General features: G+C 72.4%; 15 protein-coding genes. 8 read left to right on the top strand and 7 right to left on the bottom strand.

Annotated elements, in window-relative coordinates:
* The first annotated feature begins 1 nt into the window (after window position 1).
* Window positions 2-1,339, top strand: coding sequence for a serine hydrolase domain-containing protein (locus H4W31_RS37985; RefSeq protein WP_225947633.1), 1,338 nt, complete (start codon window positions 2-4; stop codon window positions 1,337-1,339).
* On the opposite strand, the gene H4W31_RS37990 is transcribed toward H4W31_RS37985, so the two are convergent.
* Window positions 1,336-2,154 (bottom strand): DUF3097 domain-containing protein, encoded by an 819-nt coding sequence (locus H4W31_RS37990; RefSeq protein ID WP_192771016.1) that lies wholly within the window; start codon window positions 2,152-2,154, stop codon window positions 1,336-1,338. The two genes, H4W31_RS37985 and H4W31_RS37990, sit on opposite strands and share 4 nt — an antisense overlap.
* A 99-nt stretch (window positions 2,155-2,253) precedes the next feature.
* Here H4W31_RS37990 and H4W31_RS37995 point away from each other — a divergent pair, with 99 nt between their 5' ends.
* Window positions 2,254-3,045 carry a hypothetical protein gene (locus H4W31_RS37995; RefSeq protein WP_192771017.1) on the top strand — a complete coding sequence of 264 codons (792 nt, stop codon included), beginning with the start codon at window positions 2,254-2,256 and terminating at the stop codon, window positions 3,043-3,045.
* A gap of 140 nt (window positions 3,046-3,185) precedes the next feature.
* Here H4W31_RS37995 and H4W31_RS38000 read toward each other — a convergent pair whose 3' ends face one another.
* Window positions 3,186-3,581 (bottom strand): hypothetical protein, encoded by a 396-nt coding sequence (locus H4W31_RS38000; protein ID WP_192771018.1) that lies wholly within the window; start codon window positions 3,579-3,581, stop codon window positions 3,186-3,188.
* Window positions 3,582-3,878: 297 nt separating this feature from the next.
* Between H4W31_RS38000 and H4W31_RS38005 the strand changes: the two genes are divergently transcribed.
* Window positions 3,879-6,707 carry an AfsR/SARP family transcriptional regulator gene (locus tag H4W31_RS38005; protein WP_192771019.1) on the top strand — a complete coding sequence of 943 codons (2,829 nt, stop codon included), beginning with the start codon at window positions 3,879-3,881 and terminating at the stop codon, window positions 6,705-6,707.
* A 42-nt stretch (window positions 6,708-6,749) separates the two neighbouring features.
* Here the strand turns inward: H4W31_RS38005 and H4W31_RS38010 are convergent, their stop codons facing one another.
* Window positions 6,750-7,697: a hypothetical protein gene (locus tag H4W31_RS38010; protein ID WP_192771020.1), complete on the bottom strand. Its 948-nt coding sequence runs from the start codon at window positions 7,695-7,697 to the stop codon at window positions 6,750-6,752.
* A 155-nt stretch (window positions 7,698-7,852) separates the two neighbouring features.
* Between H4W31_RS38010 and H4W31_RS38015 the strand changes: the two genes are divergently transcribed.
* The gene (locus H4W31_RS38015) at window positions 7,853-10,219 is read left to right on the top strand and encodes a M48 family metallopeptidase (RefSeq protein WP_192771021.1); all 2,367 of its coding nucleotides are present in this window, start codon (window positions 7,853-7,855) and stop codon (window positions 10,217-10,219) included.
* 30 nt (window positions 10,220-10,249) lie between these two features.
* Here the strand turns inward: H4W31_RS38015 and H4W31_RS38020 are convergent, their stop codons facing one another.
* The 4 genes from H4W31_RS38020 to fabG form a co-directional block, all read right to left on the bottom strand.
* A complete protein-coding gene (locus H4W31_RS38020) occupies window positions 10,250-11,029 on the bottom strand; it encodes an HAD-IIA family hydrolase (protein WP_192771022.1) in 780 nt (259 codons plus the stop codon).
* 127 nt (window positions 11,030-11,156) lie between these two features.
* Entirely contained in the window at window positions 11,157-12,185 is a 1,029-nt protein-coding gene (locus tag H4W31_RS38025; protein ID WP_192771023.1) for a ferrochelatase, read from the bottom strand.
* Between the two features lie 87 nt (window positions 12,186-12,272).
* Window positions 12,273-13,046 (bottom strand): enoyl-ACP reductase FabI, encoded by a 774-nt coding sequence (gene fabI / locus H4W31_RS38030; RefSeq protein WP_192771024.1) that lies wholly within the window; start codon window positions 13,044-13,046, stop codon window positions 12,273-12,275.
* 95 nt (window positions 13,047-13,141) lie between these two features.
* Window positions 13,142-13,846: a 3-oxoacyl-ACP reductase FabG gene (fabG, locus tag H4W31_RS38035; RefSeq protein WP_192771025.1), complete on the bottom strand. Its 705-nt coding sequence runs from the start codon at window positions 13,844-13,846 to the stop codon at window positions 13,142-13,144.
* A 200-nt stretch (window positions 13,847-14,046) separates the two neighbouring features.
* Between fabG and H4W31_RS38040 the strand changes: the two genes are divergently transcribed.
* From H4W31_RS38040 to H4W31_RS38055, 4 genes are all read left to right on the top strand, one after another.
* The gene (locus H4W31_RS38040; RefSeq protein WP_192771026.1) at window positions 14,047-15,339 is read left to right on the top strand and encodes a sensor histidine kinase; all 1,293 of its coding nucleotides are present in this window, start codon (window positions 14,047-14,049) and stop codon (window positions 15,337-15,339) included.
* Window positions 15,336-16,001, top strand: coding sequence for a response regulator (locus H4W31_RS38045; RefSeq protein ID WP_192771027.1), 666 nt, complete (start codon window positions 15,336-15,338; stop codon window positions 15,999-16,001). Before H4W31_RS38040 ends, H4W31_RS38045 begins: the two co-directional genes overlap by 4 nt.
* A gap of 99 nt (window positions 16,002-16,100) precedes the next feature.
* Window positions 16,101-17,030 (top strand): alpha/beta hydrolase, encoded by a 930-nt coding sequence (locus H4W31_RS38050; RefSeq protein WP_192771028.1) that lies wholly within the window; start codon window positions 16,101-16,103, stop codon window positions 17,028-17,030.
* On the top strand, window positions 17,027-18,334 hold the full coding sequence (locus H4W31_RS38055) for an acyltransferase family protein (protein ID WP_192771029.1): 1,308 nt from the start codon (window positions 17,027-17,029) through the stop codon (window positions 18,332-18,334). The genes H4W31_RS38050 and H4W31_RS38055 overlap by 4 nt, the downstream gene beginning before the upstream one ends.
* The last annotated feature ends 87 nt before the right edge of the window (window positions 18,335-18,421 follow it).

Raw genomic sequence — 18,421 nt, forward strand, 5'->3', positions numbered from 1 at the left:
CCTGTCGCCGGAGTCCGGCCTGCTGCCCGACACCACCCGCCGGATCGACGCACTCGTCGCCCAGGCCCAGGCCGTGGGCCGGGCACCCTCGCTGATCCTCGGGGTGGTCCGCGACGGCGGACTCGCGCACGTCGCCGCCGCCGGCCAGACCCCGGAACCGGAACCGGACACCCAGTACCGGATCGGCTCGATCAGCAAGACCATGACGGCGGTACTGCTGCTCCAACAGCGCGACGAGGGGCGACTCGACCTCGACGACACCCTGGACCAGCACCTGCCCGGCACCCCCGTCGGAGCGGTACGACTCCGCCAGCTCCTCGGCCACGCCGCCGGGCTGCAACGCGAGCCGGACGGCGACTGGTGGGAACGCTCCGCCGGAGCCGACCTCGACACCCTGCTGGCCGGGCTCACCGCCGCCAAGCTGGCCCATCCGCCGCACCGCACCTTCCACTACTCCAACCTGGCGTACGGGGTGCTCGGCGGGGTGTTGGAACGGATCACCGGGGAATCCTGGTGGAAGCTGGTCCGGACCCGGCTGCTTGATCCACTGGGGATGGTCCGCACCTCCTACCAGGCGACGGAGCCGTTCGCGCGCGGATACGTCGTACATCCGTGGCACGGGACGCTGCGGGAGGAACCGCGTACCGACACCGGGGCGATGGCGGCGGCCGGACAGATCTGGGCCACCACCACCGACCTGGCCCGGTGGGCCGCCTTCCTCGCCGCGCCGGATCCGGAGGTCCTCGCCCCCGGCACGCTCACCGAGATGTGCGTTCCGGTGGCGATCTCCGACCTCGACTCCTGGACCTCGGGGTACGGGCTCGGCCTGGAGCTGCACCGGCTCGGCGACCGGGTGTACGTCGGGCACGGCGGCTCGATGCCCGGCTACGTCGCGACACTGTCGGTACACCGGCCGTCCCGCACCGCCGTCGTCGGCTTCGCCAACTCGTACGGCTTCCGGTCCGGCTCGCTGCCCGTGCTCGGTCGGCAGGTGCTCAGCACGGTGCTCGACTCCGAACCCGTACCGGTCCGGCCCTGGCGACCGGTGTCCGCGCCGCCGGTACCGGAGATCGCCGAGCTGACCGGCCGCTGGTGGTGGATGGGCCGGGAGGTCGAGGTGGCCTGGGAGCCGACCACCGACGAGTTGCTGATCGCCCAGCTACCGCCGAGCGGGGCCGTACCCTGGCGGTTCGGCCGGGACGGCACGGGACGCTGGCGCGGCCGGTCCGGCCTGAACGACGGCGAGGTACTGGTGGTGCGCCGCGACCCGACCGGCGCCGCGACCGCGCTGGACATCGCCACCTTCGTCTTCACCCGCGACCCCGACCGGGTCGGCTAGGGGCCGGACGGCGCCGTCACGAAGTCGATCAGCCGTTCCACCGCGTTGATCAACGGTGTCTCCACGTCGTGGAAGCTGTCGACCCGGGAGAGGATCCGCCGCCACATCTGGGCCGGCTCGGCGACACCGAGCGCCGCACAGACGCCCTCCTTCCACGGCCGTCCCGGCGGAACCACCGGCCAACGGGGAATGCCGAGCGCCGACGGCTTCACGGCCTGCCACACGTCGACGTACGGATGCCCGGTGACCAGGACGTCCGGCGAGTTGACCGCCGCCACGATCCGGCTCTCCTTCGACCCGGGCACCAGGTGATCGACGAGGACGCCCAACCGGCGCCCCGGTCCGGGACCGAAGTTCCGGACCTGCGCGGCGAGTTCGTCGATGCCGTCGAGCGGCTCCACCACCACGCCCTCGATCCGCAGGTCGTCGCCCCAGATCCGTTCCACCAGGGCGGCGTCGTGGATCCCCTCCACCCAGATCCGGCTGGCCTTGGCCACCTGTGCCCGTACCCCGGCCACGGCGACCGATCCGGACGCGGTCCGCTGGCGTACCGGTGCCGCCGTCGCGGGCGCCGGGCGACGCAGCGTCACCGGCCGCCCGTCGAGCAGGAACGCCGCCGGCAGGAGCGGAAAGTTGCGCCGTCGCCCGTGTCGGTCCTCCAGCACCACCGCGCCCGACTCGAATCCCACCACCGCGCCACAGAAGCCCGAGTCGGCATCCTCGACCACCAGATCGGGCTCGGCCTCCACCTCGGGTACGACCTTGCGGCGCCGCCAGTTTCCGGCGAGCACGTCGTCTCCGTACATCCTCCCCATGAGGGCCGACGCTAGCCGTCGCCGGTCGATCAGTGTCGTAGACGCGCCGCCCGGCGGGCACCCGAGACAGCCACCACACCGAGCACGTACCCTAGCCGCATGTCCCCCGCAACGGGCGCGGCGACTCTTGTAGCGCGCCGGTCCAGCCGTTTCGTGGCCTGGGTACGCGCCTGGCGTGCCGGGCTGGTGTCGTACGACGAGATCGCCGAGGAGATCGCCCGCGGCGAGGAACACCTCGTCGCCGACGCTCCGGGCACCTGGACCGACGTGCCGCTACGGGATGCGCTGGCCGCTTTCTCCAAGCACTCGCCCGACGAGATCCGGCTGGTGCTGCCCGCCCCCGGTGACCCGCGCGGGCTGCCCGGCCCCGGCCCGTTCGCCTCCGCCGCCCTGCTCGCGGGCGAGGCGGTGGTGGCCCGCGACCTGGGCGTCATCCCCGAGGTACGGAGCCACACCTCCGGGTCGGGAGTGACGTTCGAGACGCTGCTGTGGCGGGTGTACCCACTGCCGGCGAACGCCCCCGCCGCCTCGCTGGTCAATCCCGGCGCGGCCGAGGCCGAGGCGGAACTCTCGATGGCCCTCGCCGAGGCGACCGCGGCGCTGACCCGACTCGACGTCGCGCAGTGGCGACCGGAGCTGGCCGGGGCGCTCGCCGCGCTGCGCCGCCCGGACAGCGGGATCGACCTGCCACCCGGTTTCGACCCGCGCTCCCGCCGGCTGTTCGCCCGGGCCAGCGTGCTGGACCAGGTGCTCGCGCTGGCCGAGAACGCCGCGCCCGGCGGCTCGGTCAACGGCCACGAGGCCCAGCAGCGGGACGCCGCGCTGCGACCGCTCACCGCGGCCTGTCGCCGAGCCGTCGTCGCCGCCTGTAACGCCCCGCTCTCGGCCTAGCGACACGCGACGGAGGACCACCTCCCGATTCACCCCCTCGCCCGGCCGTCACCAACCGGAACTGAATCGGAAGGCGGCCCGTCCTCCCCGGTGCCCGGCCCGGTCAGAACTGCGCATGCCTACGCTGGAAAGTCATCGCCTCAGCCGTAGAGAGTGCCGTCCAGATAGTTCCACTGTGGCTTGTCGCCTCCGCCATCCTGGGTCCAGATCTGAAAAAAGATCAGGTCGCCAGCGCGGACCGGGGCGGCGAGCGGCGTCAACGTGCACGCGGCGTCGCTCCCGCCATTGGCGCCGTCGACGTCCTCGGCCCTGCCCAGCTCATAGTTCCGGGTCACGTTGGAGACCTCGATGACGGCACGCCTTCCGTCCGCCTTGAGGTCACAGACCTTGATGAGTCCGGAAACCGTGGAGACCGCTCCCGATGCGTTGTCGTTGCCCAGTCTTCCGGGCGCCGCCGGGGCCGGGGTGGCGAGACCGATCAGGGACACCGTCGTCACCAACGCGGTGAGGGCCAGTGCTCGTCTGGTCTTCCGCACGCCGACTCGCACGGCTCCATACACACACATAACTCTTCCTCCCACGCAGGGCCTTCACGAACCGACCCGGGCCGAATTCCTTTTGCCTGGCCAATCCTGCTGATCCCGACCGACCGGAACCTGCGCCATTCCTTGAATGTGCTGGTCAACGCCCTACCCAGGTAATCAGCGACGCACCTGTCGAAGCCACCGCGCGGCCACCGGCGTACTCGCTCCTATGTCGACTTGTGCAATCCTTGAATGTGCTGGCTGGCCGGTCCGCATGGCACCAACCCAGACAGATTCGAAGGGCGACTGGTGGTAACGACCTTTCACCTGCTCGGCGACGCCGGTGCGCGGATCGACGACCTCCGGATCGACGTCGGGCACGCGCGTCAGCGTTGCGTACTGGTGGCGCTGCTGATCGACATGGGCCAGGTCGTGTCGGCCGAGCGGCTCACCGACCGGGTGTGGGGCGATCAAGCGCCGCAGCGCTCCCGCAGTGTGCTGCACAGCTACCTGTCCCGGCTGCGGCAGGCGTTCCGGGGCGCGGAGGACGTCGCGATCCACCGGCAACCGACCGGCTACGTCCTGACCGCTGCCGCCTCCGCCATCGACCTGCGCCGGTTCCAGGACCTGGTCAAGCGGGCCCGGGGTGCCCCCGACGAACAGGCGCTACCCCTGTTCGAACAGGCGATGGACCTGTGGCGGGGTGAGCCCTTTCCGCGTCTGGACACACCATGGCTGAATCAACTCCGGGAGATGCTGCAACAACAGATGCTGGCGGCGCGGCTCGATCATCTCGATGTCGCGCTCAGGGCCGGTCAGCACGGCCGGCTGCTGCCCACGCTGCGATCGCTGGTCGAGACGTACCCGCTGGACGAACGTCTGACGGGGCAGTTGATGCTGGCGTTGTACCGGTCCGGTCAGCAGGCGGAGGCGCTGGACCAGTACCAGCGGGTGGGACGCCTGCTCGCGGACGACCTCGGCGTCGACCCCAACCCCGACCTGCGGCAGCTGCATCTCAGAATCCTCAATGCCGACCCGGCGCTAGCCGGGTCCGAGGACGCCCCGGTCACCGTGGCGCATCCGCGCACGGGGCCGACGCCACGGCAGTTGCCCCTCGACATCGCGACCTTCGTCGGTCGGGAGACCGAGTTGACCGGACTGGGCAACCTGCTGCAGGCGGACGACTTCATCGGCTCGGGCCCCGTGGTGGTCATCCACGGACCGGCCGGCGTGGGCAAGTCGGCGCTCGCCGTCCGGGCCGCGAGTCTCTGGTCCTCCGCCTTCCCCGACGGCCAGTTGTACCTGAACCTTCGCGGCGCGACTCTCGGCGTCGAGCCCCTCACCAGTGCCGACGCGCTGGGCCGGTTCCTTCGTGCGCTCGGGGTGTCCGCGGCGGACGTACCTCGCGACGTCGAGGAGTCCGCCGCGCTGTTCCGTACCGTGGTCGCCGACCGACGCATGCTGATCCTGCTCGACAATGCCGCGACCCCGGCCCAACTGCGCCCGCTGCTGCCCGGCAGCGGCGGCAACGCGGTCCTGGTCACCACCCGGACCAACATGGCGATCCTCGACGGGGCGACCCACCTGCATCTGGGACCGCTGAGTTCGGACGTGGCGCGGACGATGCTCGACCGTCTCGTCGGAGATGACCGGACGGCTACCGACCGGAACGCCACCCGACGCCTCGCCGAACTCTGCGACCATCTGCCGCTGGGGCTGCACCTGGCAGCCGCCCGCCTCAGGGCGAGGCCGAGCTGGAACGTCGCCCACCTGGTGGGCCGGCTCGCCGACGAGCAGCGCCGCCTGGGTGAACTCGCGGCCGGAGACGTCGCCGTGCGCAGCAGCCTCCGGGTCAGCCACGCCGCGCTGGAGAACGGCACGCACCCCGGGGACCGGGCGGCGGCACACGCCCTGAGCGCGCTCGGCCTGCTCCGGATGGCCAGCATCGACGTCAACCTGGCGGCGGCGCTGTTCGACACCGCTCCGCCGGCCGCCGATCGGATCATTCAGCGGCTGGTGGACGTCCATCTGATCGAGGAGAGCGAGCCCGGTCGGTACCACCTGCACGACCTGGTCCGGCTGTTCGCCCACGAACTGGCCGCGGAACTCTTCTCCGCCGACGAGACGGCCGCCGCGTTGGGCCGGGTCCTCGGCTTCTATCTGGCAACCGCGCGGCAGGCGAACGGCCTGGTCTATCCACGGCGCGCGCACTATCCGGTGCCGGCCATCGCCGCGGAGTCGGTGCGGTTCAGTGGGCGGGACGACGCGTACGGCTGGCTGGAGGCGGAACGCACCAACATGGTCGCGATCATCCGGCAGGTGTTGTCCGGCCAGGATGATCAGGCGCGTCTCGGTGTCGGCCTCACCCTGGCCCTGCACTGGTTCTTCGTCTTCGAGGGCTACCGACGGGAGCAGTCGGTGCTCGCCGAGGAAGCCCTGGGCACCGCCGTGCGGATCGGTGACCGGGCGGCAGAGGCGTACGTGCGTGGCAGTCTCGCCGGCGCCCTCATGGACACCGGACGGCAGGACGACGCGATCACCCAGGTCACGGCGGAACTGTCCATCTGCCGCGAGATAGGTGACCGGTTCGGCGAGCAACGCGCGCTGGGCAACCTCGCCCACATCCATCTGAGCCTACGGCGCCCGGAAGCGGCCATTCCGCTGGTGAAGCGCCAGTACGAGGTCGCCGAGGAGATAGGCGCGGAGATCGGCATGGCTTACGCGCTGTCGGGACTCGGCAAGGCGTACCACCAGCTCGGCCGGTCCGAGGAGGCGGTGGGACTGTTCCAGAGATCGCTGGCCTGGCACGAACGGATGGACGATGACCTTTCCCGTTACGGGGCGCTGACGGAACTTGGTCAGTTGTACATCGATATCGGGCAGTCCGACGAGGCTGTTCCGGTGCTGACCCGCAGTCTCGAATGTGCCCGCAGAAGCGGATACCGGATGGGCGAAGTCTGGGCACTCGCCCGCCTGGCCCGCGCCGCGCGATCGCTCGGCCTGCCCGCGAAAGCACTGCGCCATGCCGAGGCGGCGATCGCGATCAGCGGTACGTTGACCATCACCCGGGCCCGGTCCGCCGCTCTCGCCGAGCGGGCTGCGGCGCGCTCCGCCGAGGCCGCTGGAGTGATCGGCTGAGGCGATTCACCCCGGTCGACCGCCCCGGGCACGGCGAGCCGGTCAGCCCGGTACGGACACCCGCTCCCGGTACGCCTGCGCCCTGGCCCGGGCGAACCGATCCTCCGGCTCGCCGGCCAGGTAGTTCCACGGATCCTTGGTCACCAGGTCGCCGACCGCGTCGAACTGCTCCGCCGCCCCGGCGTACTCCTCGGCCAGCCAGAAGGCCATCGCGAAGCTGTTGTGCGGAGCCGGCCAGCCCGGCCGGCGCCGGTAGTCGGGGTGCCGGACGGACCGGTCCGCCGCCCAGTGCAGCGCGGCGCGTACCTCCGGCTGCCGCATGTGCGCCCGGTCCGGGCCGTCGGGCAGGTCAAGCCACCGTTCGATGTGTGCCATCGGCACGAGCGCGCCGAGCCGGCTGCCGGCCGGCGCGTCAGCCACCGTGTCGTCGACGAAGCGGTGCATCTGCTCGTGCGACCCACCCCATTTGGCGCAGAGCTGACCGAACATCCTGTGGTGGGCGGCGCGGTGCCAGCGGTACCGGGCGGTGGCCTCCGAGAACCGACGGCCGGCCTCCTCGACGCCCAACCCCCGCCCGAGACCGGTGACGATCAGCAGCGCCCAACCGGTGGGGTCGTCCGGCGCCCGCTGCACCGCCTCGTCCAGGCAGTCCTCGGCGAGCTGAAGACGCTTGGCGAACATCTGGAACTGGGCCGCCGAGGTGTCCTTGGCCCGCCCACTGCCCCGGGCCTGCCAGGCCCAGCGGATGGCGTGGGCGCCCCGGACCAGCACCGGCAGCGCCGACCGGGACTCGGCCTCGATCCACTCACCGATCCAGGACTGCAACCCCGTCGTCTCCGCCGCCACGTCGACGTACCAGTCGAAGTCGTCCGGATCCTGGACGGTACGCAGGAAGTCGTGGACCGGGCGCCAGTTCCGGTTCGCGAGGTGATCGCGCAGCACCGCCGCGTCCGGATCACCGGCCGCCGGGTCGATCGTCGGAACGGTCAATTTGGCGCCACGACGGAACGGCCACACAGGTCATGTCCTCTCTAGACGGTCGGCACGGATCGTACGGGCATCGACGGGTCTTGTGGGGGCACGGTGCGAAGCGATAACGTCCCGCTCCGTCCTCGAACGAGCGCGCGACCACGGGGGAATGTCGCATGATTGCTACGGTTCGGGCGGGATTGGCCGTCGCTATGCTCGCCGGTTTCTACCTGCTCGCGCTCGTCCAACTCGTCGCCGTCTTCGGGCTCGGCGCGTGGCTGGCCAGCCTGATACCGGGACTGTTGGCGCTGAAACTCATCTGGCCGCTGCTCGTCGCGGCGTCCGGAACGGTCGGCCTGGCACTCTGGCGAGCGATCCGCAGCCGGCCGGAACCACCCGAGGGGCTACCCGTCACCCCGGCGCAGGCGCCGATGCTGTGGAACGCGGTCCGGGCCCTCGCGACCGAGGTCGGCACCCGGCCGCCGGACGAGATCCGGCTCGTGCCGATCGTGAACGCGGCGGTGGTCGAGCAGAGCCGACTGCTCGGGCTGATGTCCGGGCGCCGCCACCTCTACCTCGGCATCCCGCTGCTGTACGGGCTGAGCCTCGCCCAGTTCTACGCCGTACTCGCGCACGAGCTCGGGCACTACTCGGGGCGGCACACGACGCTCGGCGCGGTCGCCTACCGGGGGCGGCTGGCGATCGGCGGAACGATCGGCCGGATCGGTCGGTACAACCCGATCGGGTGGGGCTTCAAGGGGTACGCCCGGCTGTACCTGCTGGTCGACCACGCGGTGGTACGGCGTCAGGAGCTGGAAGCCGACCGCGCCGCCGTACGGGTCGCGGGGCGGCAGGCGGCCGGTGACGCGCTACGGGAACTGCACGTGATCGACGCCGCCTGGGACTTCTACTTCTCCCGATACGTCGGACCCGCCTGGGAGTCCGGACACACCCCGGAGGACCTCTTCGGCGGCTTCCGTCACCTGCTGGCGGGCCGGCAGTCGGAGCTGGCCCGGCTGCGACAGGAGACTCCCGACGACCAACCCTCGCGGTGGGACACCCATCCACCGCTCACCGAGCGACTCGCCGCGATCGCCGGCGCCCCGGCCCGGAACGTGGCCGTCGACGACCGCCCGGCCGCGCTGCTGCTTCCCGAACTCGACCTGCTCGGCCGCGAGTTGCAGGCCGCGCTGGTCGACACCGACGGCCGGACCGTGTTGTCCTGGCCGGAACTGACCGCGATCACCGCCGGGGCGGCCACCGAACGGGCCGCCGCCCGGGTCGGAACGAGGTTGGCCGAGGTCGTCGCCGGCACCGCGCCGCCGTGCCTGGGCGCCCTGCTCGACCTCGTCGAGGCGGGTCGGCTGGTCGAGCTGGCCCAGCCGCTGCTGCCGTCCGCCACCCGCCGGGAAGTCGCCGAGAAGTTCGCGCCGATGCTGGTTCCGCTGCTGACCCTGGCCGCCCAGCGTTCCGGGGTCGTCCAGTGGCGGCACTCCTGGTCCGGCCCGCCGGAGCTGCTGGGCGTCCGCGACGGCAGACCACTCGACCTGGCCGAGCTGGCCCGGCTCGCCGTCGTACCGGAGACCACCGCCCGGGCCCGGCACTGGCTGGCCGCGCTCGGGGTCGATCTCGGTGCCGCGCTCGTCGCCACCCGGGCGGCCGGATCTCCGGCCGGCCCCGCAGCGGGTACGTCGCACGCCGCGCCCCCGGCCGACGAGGTGCTGGGCGGCTTCGCCCACCTGAAGGTCAACAACGTCCCGCACGACGTGCTCGTACTCGGCAGCGGGCTGATCCTGGTCGCCAACCCGGACCAGTCCGAAACCGGCAAGGAGCGGCTGACCCGGCTGATCGACAGCATGCCCGTCGCGGAGTTGGCCCAACGGCACCAGTTCGTGCCGTACGCCGAGATCGGCCGGGCCCAGATCCTCAAGTCCATTCCGCTGCGGGCCGAACTGACCCTGTCCGACGGCCGTCAGCTCTCCCTCGCCGCCGGCTGGACGACGCCGTTGCTGACCAAGGAGAGCGACAGCGTGCTGATCCGACTGCTCGGCTCGGAGTCGAGCGGCCGGTTGCCGGGCCCGTCGGCCGCCGGTGGCCGCGCACCCGCCGCCGGCCCTGGCGGCGGTGGCCCGGGCGGGCCGGCCCGCCTCGCCTCGGGTGGTGGCGGTGCCGATGGTGCCCGGGTGCTGGACGGCCTGGCCAACGTCAAGGTCGACAACGCCCAGTACGACCTGCTGATCCTCGACGTCGGCCTGGTGCTGATCGGCGACCCCGGTCCGTTCCAGCACGGGCGGGAGCGACTGCTCACGCTGATTCGGCGCTGGCCGGTCGAGGAGATCGCCGACCGGAACTGGCTGATCCGGTACGAGGAGATCATGAGGGCCCGGGTCAACCGGAGCATCCCGGTCCGGGCCGAACTCGAACTCGGCACCGGCCACCGGATCACGATCACCGAGCCGTGGACCACCCAGACGCTCACCGACCAGGGCGGACAGGTACTGGTGCACGCGCTCCGGTCGGTCGGTGCCGAGGTTGTCGGCTGACCGGCGTCGAGTCGGGTGAAAGGTGGGTGCTCAGATCTCGTCGATCAGGTCCGCGACCGACGCGACGATCCGGGACGGCCGGTACGGATACCGTTCGGCCTCGGTCCGGGTGCTGATCCCGGTGAGCACCAGCACGGTCTGCAGGCCGGCCTCCAGGCCGCAGAGGATGTCGGTGTCCATCCGATCGCCGATCATCGCCGTCGTCTCGGAGTGCGCGTCGATGGTGTTCAGCGCCGAGCGCATCATCATCGGGTTGGGCTTGCCGACGAAGTAGGGCTCCACCCCGGTCGCCTTGGAGATCATGGCGGCTACCGAACCCGCCGCCGGCAGCGCGCCCTCGGTGGACGGGCCGGTCGGGTCGGGGTTGGTGCAGATGAACCGCGCCCCTCCGTCGATCAGCCGGACCGCCTTGGTGATCGCCTCGAAGCTGTACGTCCGGGTCTCGCCCAGCACCACGTAGTCGGGCGCGAAGTCGGTCAGTACGTACCCGACGGCGTGCATCGCCGTGGTGAGACCCGCCTCACCGATCACGTACGCCGTACCCCCGGGTCGCTGGTCGGCCAGGAACTGGGCGGTGGCCAGCGCGGCGGTCCAGATCGCGTGCTCGGGGACGTCGAACCCCATCCGGTTCAGCCGGGCCTGCAGATCCCGGGCCGTGTAGATCGAGTTGTTCGTGAGGACCAGGAACGGCTTGCCCGAGGAGCGGAGCCGGCTGATGAACTCGGGAGCGCCGGGCACCGGCTGCCCCTCGTGCACCAGCACCCCGTCCATGTCGGTGAGCCAGCTCTCCACCGGCTTGCGGTCGGTCATGGCCGTTCCTGGCTGCTCTGGTTCATCGCTCTCCTGGTTCGGGGCGGAAATGCACGGGTGACACCGGGCCGGTCAACTGTCCGGGGTCGGGGTCGGGGTCGGGTACGCGGGCTCGGGGTGCGGTCGGTCAGGGCCGCCTGACCGGCAGGCAGCAGCCGTCCGGACAGGTGTCCCAGGCGGGCAGCGTACCCAGCCGACGTCGCGGGACCGTATCCGCCGGGTTAAGCCGCTCGGTCACCAGCTCCCGGATCATCGACACGAACCCCGGATCGGTGCCCGGGGTTCCGGCCCGGACGAAGTCCAGGCCGAGCTGTTTCGCGGTGGCGGCGGCCTCGGTGTCCAGATCCCAGACCACCTCCAGGTGATCGGAGACGAACCCGATCGGGCTGACCACGACCGAGGTCACACCGTCGGCGGCGAGCGCCCGGAGGTGGTCGTTCACGTCCGGCTCCAGCCAGGGCACCTGGGGCGGGCCGGAGCGGCTCTGCCAGACCAGGTCGTACCGCAGGTCCGGAGCCGCCCGCTCGGCCACCAGGCGGGCCGTCTCGCGCAGTTGGGCCTCGTAGCGGCCGCCCTCCGGCCCGGCGGCGGCGGCCGCCGTGACCGGGATCGAGTGCGCGGTGAAGACCAGACGGGTGCTTTCCCGCCGGTCGGCGTCGAGGGTGGCCAGCGCGGCGGACACCGCGGCGGCGTGCGGCTCGACGAACCCGGGGTGGTCCCAGTACTGCCGCAACTTGTCGATCCTCGGGGCCTCCGGGCCGACCGCCGACCGCGCGGCCGCGATGTCCTCGAGGTACTGCCGGCAGGACGAGTAGCCGCCGTACGCGCTGGTGACGAAGCCGAGCGCGGACCGGACGCCGTCGTGGTGCATCTGGGCCACCGTGTCGGCCAGCATCGGGTGCCAGTTCCGGTTGCCCCAGTAGACCGGCAGGTCGAGCCCGTGCGCGGCGAAGTCGGTCCGGATCGCGGCGAGCAGGTCCCGACACTGCTGGTTGATCGGCGAGACGCCGCCGAAGTGCTGGTAGTGCTCGGCGACCTCGGCCAGCCGGTTCGGCGGCACGTTCCGGCCCCGGGTCACGTTGGCCAGGAACGGGAGTACGTCCTCGGGCTGTTCCGGCCCGCCGAACGAGATCAACACCACGGCGTCGTACGACATGCCACCATTCTCCCCGCCCTGCCCAACTGTTAGGAGGGGCCCCTTCTTATACAGAAAACGATAAGAAGGGGCCCTTCCTTACACCTGTCAGCTGCCGGCGCCGAGGGCGTGGTAGCCGCCGTCGACGTGCACGATCTCGCCGGTGGTGGCCGGGAACCAGTCGGAGAGCAGGGCCAGGCAGGCCCGGGCCGCCGGCTCCTGGTCGGCCAGGCTCCAGCCCAGCGGGGCCCGCTCGGTCCAGGCGTCCTCGAACTGCTCGAAGCCGGGGATGGACCTCGCCGCCATGGTCCGCAGCGGTCCGGCCGAGACCAGGTTGCTCCGGATCCCCTTCGGGCCCAGATGCATCGCCAGGTAGCGGGACGCCGACTCCAGCCCGGCCTTGGCGACGCCCATCCAGTCGTACACCGGCCAGGCCTTGGTGGCGTCGAAGGTGAGCCCGACGACCGCACCGCCGGGGCTCATCAGCGGCAGCGCGGCCACGGCCAGCGACTTGTAGGAGTACGTCGAGACATGCACCGCGGTCGCCACGTCCTCCCACGGGGCGTCCAGGAACCCGCCGCCCAGGCAGCTCGGCGGCGCGTACCCGATCGAGTGGACGACCCCGTCGAGCCCGTCGACGTGCTCGCGGACCTTGTCCGCCAGCCCGGCCAGCTGTTCGCTGTTGGTCACGTCCAGTTCGATCACCGGCGCGGGCTCGGGTAGCCGCTTCGCGATCCGCTCGACCAGGGACATCCGGCCGAAACCGGTCAGTACGACCGTGGCACCGTTCTCCTGGGCGAGCTTCGCCACCGAGAACGCGATCGACTGGTCGGTGATCACACCGGTGACGAGCAGCCGCTTGCCGGCCAGCAGTCCAGACACGTGAAGATCCCTCCATACCCTCGTGGTCCCCCGCGTCCCGTGACCGGACCCGGGTCGATCCCGGCCGGTCGACGGCGCCTGGGCGATTGTGTCAGTCAGTGGCCCATGCCGAGGCCGCCGTCGACCGGGATGACCGCCCCGGAGATGTAGCCGGCGGCGTCGGAGGCCAGCCAGGTGACGACCCCGGCCACCTCGTCCGGGTTGGCCATCCGGCCGGCCGGGATGGCCTTGCGGATCTCGGCCTTGCGCTCGTCGGAGAGGCCGGCGGTCATGTCGGTGTCGATGAAGCCGGGCGCGACCACGTTGGCGGTGATGTTCCGGCTGCCCAGTTCCCGGGTGATCGACCGGGCCACCCCGACCAGGCCGGCCTTGCTCGCCGCGTAGTTGACCTGACCGGCGCCGCCGGCCAGTCCGACCACCGAGGAGACGAAGATCATGCGGCCCCAGCGGGCCCGGAGCATCTTCGACGACGCCCGCTTGGCACACCGGAACGCGGCGGTCAGGTTCGCGTCGATGACGCTGGTGAACTGCTCCTCCGACATCCGCATCAGCAGCGTGTCGGCGGTGATCCCGGCGTTGTTGACCAGCACCTCGACCGGGCCCAACTCCGCCTCGACGGCCGAGAACGCCTCGTCGACCTGGGTACTGTCGGTGACGTCACACCGCACCCCGAACAGGTCGGCGGGCGGGGTGCTGCCCCGGTGGGTGATCGCCACCCGGTCGCCCTGCTTGGCGAAGGCCTGCGCGATGGCCAGGCCGATGCCCCGGTTGCCTCCGGTCACCAGCACGGTTCGGGCCACGGTGTCCTCCTCACGGACGGTACGGACGCTGGGCACATGCCACGTGGGCACGTACGCACGTGCGGCTTGGAGACTAGGCGCTACCGGCAGGTAATCCGTAACCAGGGGGCGGGCCGACCGGTGTGCTACCGGGGTACTACCGGCGGGATACCACCACGGGGTCACGACGGGTACGCCGCCGCGCCCGTACCCTGCCCTTGATGGAGGACGCGACCGGCGCGGTACTACGGGGCGCACTGGACGACCTGCGCCGGCTGCTGGTCGGGGCGGACTATCCGCCGTCCCCGCCAATCGGCCCGCCGGGCTGGTGGCGACGGCGGTGGCGACGGCTGCGGCCGTTCCTGGGCCCGCTGCTGCTGCTCGCCCTGATCGGCCTGGGTATCGCCGGGGCGCAGTACCTGACGGATGAGCGGGCGATGCCCGAGCCGCTGGCGATCCTGCTCGGCATCGGCGGGATTCTGCCGGCGGTGCTGGCCCCGGTCCGGCCACTGCTCGCCTGGCGGGTCGCCTCTCCGCTGCTCTATCTGGGGGTCATCGGCGCGGGCAGAGATGAGGCGTGGCCGTGGAACCCGGTGCAGATCATCGCCTTCCTGTTCGTGCTGCTGGTGCTGGCCGCTCGTGCCGGCCCCGGGGTGGCGGCCTGGGCCGGACTGTTCAGCGTGCTGCCGGCGTACCTGTTCGTCGAGACCCGGGCGAACGCACACGGCGTCGCCATCCTCTTCGTGGTCATCCTGATCGTCGGCGACCAGGTCCGACGGCGCCGGCAGAGCCAACGGGCCCTGGCCGAGCAGGCCGAGCGGAGCGAGCTGGAGCAGGCCCGGCGGGCGGTGCTGGAGGAACGCACCCGGATCGCCCGGGAGATGCACGACGTGGTGGCCCACCACATGTCGATGATCGCCGTGCAGGCGGAGACCGCGCCGTACCGGTTGACCGGGCTGCCGGAGCCGGCCCGCGCCGAGTTCACCGCGATCGCCGGCTCGGCCCGGGAGGCGCTGACCGACATGCGCCGGCTGCTGGGCGTGCTGCGTAGCGAGTCGGCCGCGCCGGAGACCGCGCCACAGCCAGGGCTGGCCGAGGTACCGGAGCTGGTCGAGGCGGCCCGACGAGCCGGGATGTCGGTGACGGTCGCCACCGCGTCGGGCCGGCCGGCCGAACTGGCGGCGACCGGCGACCGGCCGGTGCCGGAGGCGGTCGGGCTGGCCGCGTACCGGATCATTCAGGAGGCCCTGGCCAACGCCGGCCGGCACGCCCCGGGCGCGACCGTCCGGGTGTCGGTGAGCGCGGACGACGAGGCCCTGACGGTCGCCGTCCACAACGACCCGACCGGGCCGCCCGGCCCGGCGACCGGTACCGCCGAGACCGGCGGTCACGGGTTGACCGGGATGCGGGAGCGGACCCGGCTGCTCGGCGGCCGGTTCACCGCCGGACCGACCGGCGACCACGGGTACGCGGTGACCGCCTACCTGCCCTACGACGCGGAGGCAGCCGGATGATCCGGGTACTGATCGCCGACGACCAGGCGATGGTCCGGCAGGGGTTCGGCGCGCTGCTGGCCGCCCAGCCCGATCTGCTGGTGGTCGGCGACGCCGCCAACGGGTCGGAGGCGGTCACCGCCGCCCGCCGGTTGGATCCGGACGTCGTGCTGATGGACATCCGGATGCCGGTGCTGGACGGACTGGCCGCCACCCGGCAACTCCTCGGGAACCGCCCGGAGTCCGCCCGGCCCCGGGTGCTCATCCTGACCACCTTCGACCTGGACGACTACGTCTACGAGGCGCTGCGGGCCGGAGCGAGCGGCTTCCTGCTCAAGGACGCGCCCGCCGCCGACCTGGTGCACGCGGTCCGGGTCGTCGCCGCCGGTGACGCGCTGCTGGCCCCGGCGGTGACCCGTCGGCTGATCGCCGAGTTCGCCGCCCGGCCCGGTCGGGATCGACCTCGGCCGACCACCCTGGCCGCGCTCACCCCCCGGGAGACCGAGGTGCTGCGGCTGATCGCGCGCGGCCGGTCCAATACCGAGATCGCCGCCGAGCTGGTGGTCGCCGAGCAGACCGTCAAGACCCACGTCGGGCGGGTCCTCGGCAAGCTGGGCCTGCGCGACCGGGCCCAGGCGGTCGTCGTGGCGTACGAGTCCGGTCTGGTCGCGGCCGGGGAGTAGTTCCCCGGTAGCCCACCCAGGACCACTCCCTGGCGTGACGCGCCACCGGGGCTCGGCTCCGCATTCTTTCTCCGGCAACGATCGGAGGGAGACGGCGAGATGAGATGTCGACCAGCGGTACGCGGCACGGTGGTGGGTCTGCTGGCCCTGGGGCTGCTGGTTCCCCCGCCACCGGCCGGGGCGGCTCCGGTCGCGGCGGCGCCGGCCCGGTTCGTGGACGCGTACCCCGAGGTCGCCCGGGCGATGCGGGCGGCCGGAACGCCGTACGCCGACTGGGTCGGCACCGGCCGGTCCTTTCTCGCCTTCGACCCGCACGGCGACGGGCTGGCGGTGGAGGTGCTCGGGGACCTCGGCACCGCCGACCGGATCGCCGTACTGGTGCCCGGGGTGGACAACACGCTGCGGGACTTCGACCGGGGACTTGGCGGGGTGTCCCGGCGAGCGCCGTCGGTCCAGGCCCGGATCCTGTACGACGAGATCCGGGCCGCCCAGCCCGACGCGCGGGTGGCGGTGCTGGCCTGGTTGGGCTACGACCCGCCGAACGGGCTGGGCCGGGCGGCGGCCCGCCAGGAGAGCGCCCGACCCGGGGCACAGGCCCTGCTCGACCTGGTCCGGACGCTGGCCCGACACCGCCCGGCCGCCACGGTCACCCTGATCGGGCACAGCTACGGCGCGCTGGTGATCGGGCTCGCCGCGCCGGCACTACCGGCCCAGGTCACCGGGATCGTCACCGTGGGCGGGGTCGGGATGGGCGTGGACGAGGTCGGCGAGCTGCATACCGGCGCGACCGTCTGGGCCGCCGAGGCACCGGACGACTGGATCCGCTGGTTGCCGCCGCTGCAGGTACTCGGATTCGGCCACGGTGTCCGGCCGGCGGCGCCGGGCTTCGGCGCCCGGCGGATGCCGGTCGACGGGGTGACCGGCCACGATGGCTACCTGGTGTCCGGCACCGGGACCTTGCGGGCGGTGGCCCTGCTCACGCTCGGCCGGACCGGGTCGGTGGCCGGGGCGGCGGTGGCGGCCCGATGAGCACGATCGAACGGCAACCGGCCATCAGCACAGGCCAGCGGGCCACCGCCGAAGATCGACAGCACGGTCGCGACGACGCCGGACGGGATCGGGACGGCGCCGGACGGGATCGGGACGGTGCCGGACGGGACCGGGGCATCGACGGGCTGCGGGCGTACGCGATCGGCGGGGTGGTGCTCGGACACTGGCTGGTGACCGCCCTGGTGCTGCTTCCCGGCGGGGCGCTGCGGCCGGCCAGTCCGCTGATCGCGATGCCGGGACTGGTGCCGGCGACCTGGCTGCTCGAGACGCTCGGGCTGTTCTTCTTCGTCAGCGGTTACGGCTCGGCCAGGTCACTGCGGTCGGCCACCGACCGTGGGCTCGGATCGACGGACTGGCTGCGGCGACGACTCGGTCGGCTGCTCCGGCCGGTACTGCTGCTGCTCGGCGGCTGGCTGGTGGCGCTGGCCCTCGCGGCGGCGCTCGGCACCCCGGCCGCGACGCTGCGGACCGCCGCCACGCTGGTGATCAGTCCCCTGTGGTTCCTGCTGCCGCTGGTGGTGCTGATCGCCCTGACCGGCCCCCTGTCCCGGGCACTGCACCGGTACGGAGCAATGCGCTTGAGCGCGGTTGCGGTGGCCCTGGTCGCCCTCGGGGACCTGGCCGGCCGGAACCTGTCGGACACCCGGGACTGGCCGGTGCCGCTGCCCGGCGACGGAAGTTGGCGGGTGCCGGTCGCCGTGCTCGCCGCCTGGCTGGTGCCGTACCTGCTCGGCATGGCGCTGGCCGGCGGTCGGCTCGGGGAACGGCGTACCGGATGGTGGCTGTTGCTGGGCGGGGCGGCCGGGATGACCGCCCTGGTGTGGTACGCCGGCTATCCGGCCAGCGCGGTCGGCGTACCCGGGGCTGGGATGTCCAACCTCGACCCGCCGTCGCTGTTCGCGGTCTCGCTGGCCCTCGCCCAGATCGGCGTGGCCCTGCTGATCCGGCCGGCCCTGGCCGGCTGGCTGTCCCGGCCGGGCCGGTGGCGACCGGTGCACCGGCTCAACGGCGCCGCGATGAGCGTCTACCTGTGGCACCAGAGCACCCTGCTCGGGGTCACGGCGCTCGCCGCGCTCGTCGCCCGGCTGGTCGGCGGCGGCGCCGTACCCGGCCTGCACTCGGCGCCGGACGGGCCCGGCTGGGTACTCGCCCGGCTGGCCTGGCTGCCGCTGCTCGGTCTGGTCCTGGCCGTGCTGGTCGGACGACCGGCCCGGCCGGAACCGGGGTCGACGCCGAGGGCGGTCGGCGCCGACCTGCCGCGGATGCGACGCCGGTCGGGATGAACCGGGGGCGGCGTACGAGACGTGCGCCGCCCACCCGCCGCCCCGCGTACCGCAGGGTGAACAGGTCCGCGCGGCGATCGTCCCCGG

Source organism: Plantactinospora soyae (assembly GCF_014874095.1).
Taxonomy (GTDB): Bacteria; Actinomycetota; Actinomycetes; order Mycobacteriales; family Micromonosporaceae; genus Plantactinospora; species Plantactinospora soyae.

Bases quoted from the DNA above. Each gene is read 5' to 3' on its own strand.
- H4W31_RS37990 (WP_192771016.1), bottom strand. From the start codon at position 2,154: ATGGGGAGGATGTACGGAGACGACGTGCTCGCCGGAAACTGGCGGCGC.
- H4W31_RS37995 (WP_192771017.1), top strand. From the start codon at position 2,254: ATGTCCCCCGCAACGGGCGCGGCGACTCTTGTAGCGCGCCGGTCCAGC.
- H4W31_RS38015 (WP_192771021.1), top strand. From the start codon at position 7,853: ATGATTGCTACGGTTCGGGCGGGATTGGCCGTCGCTATGCTCGCCGGT.
- H4W31_RS38020 (WP_192771022.1), bottom strand. From the start codon at position 11,029: ATGACCGACCGCAAGCCGGTGGAGAGCTGGCTCACCGACATGGACGGG.
- H4W31_RS38025 (WP_192771023.1), bottom strand. From the start codon at position 12,185: ATGTCGTACGACGCCGTGGTGTTGATCTCGTTCGGCGGGCCGGAACAG.
- H4W31_RS38040 (WP_192771026.1), top strand. From the start codon at position 14,047: ATGGAGGACGCGACCGGCGCGGTACTACGGGGCGCACTGGACGACCTG.
- H4W31_RS38045 (WP_192771027.1), top strand. From the start codon at position 15,336: ATGATCCGGGTACTGATCGCCGACGACCAGGCGATGGTCCGGCAGGGG.
- H4W31_RS38050 (WP_192771028.1), top strand. From the start codon at position 16,101: ATGAGATGTCGACCAGCGGTACGCGGCACGGTGGTGGGTCTGCTGGCC.
- H4W31_RS38055 (WP_192771029.1), top strand. From the start codon at position 17,027: ATGAGCACGATCGAACGGCAACCGGCCATCAGCACAGGCCAGCGGGCC.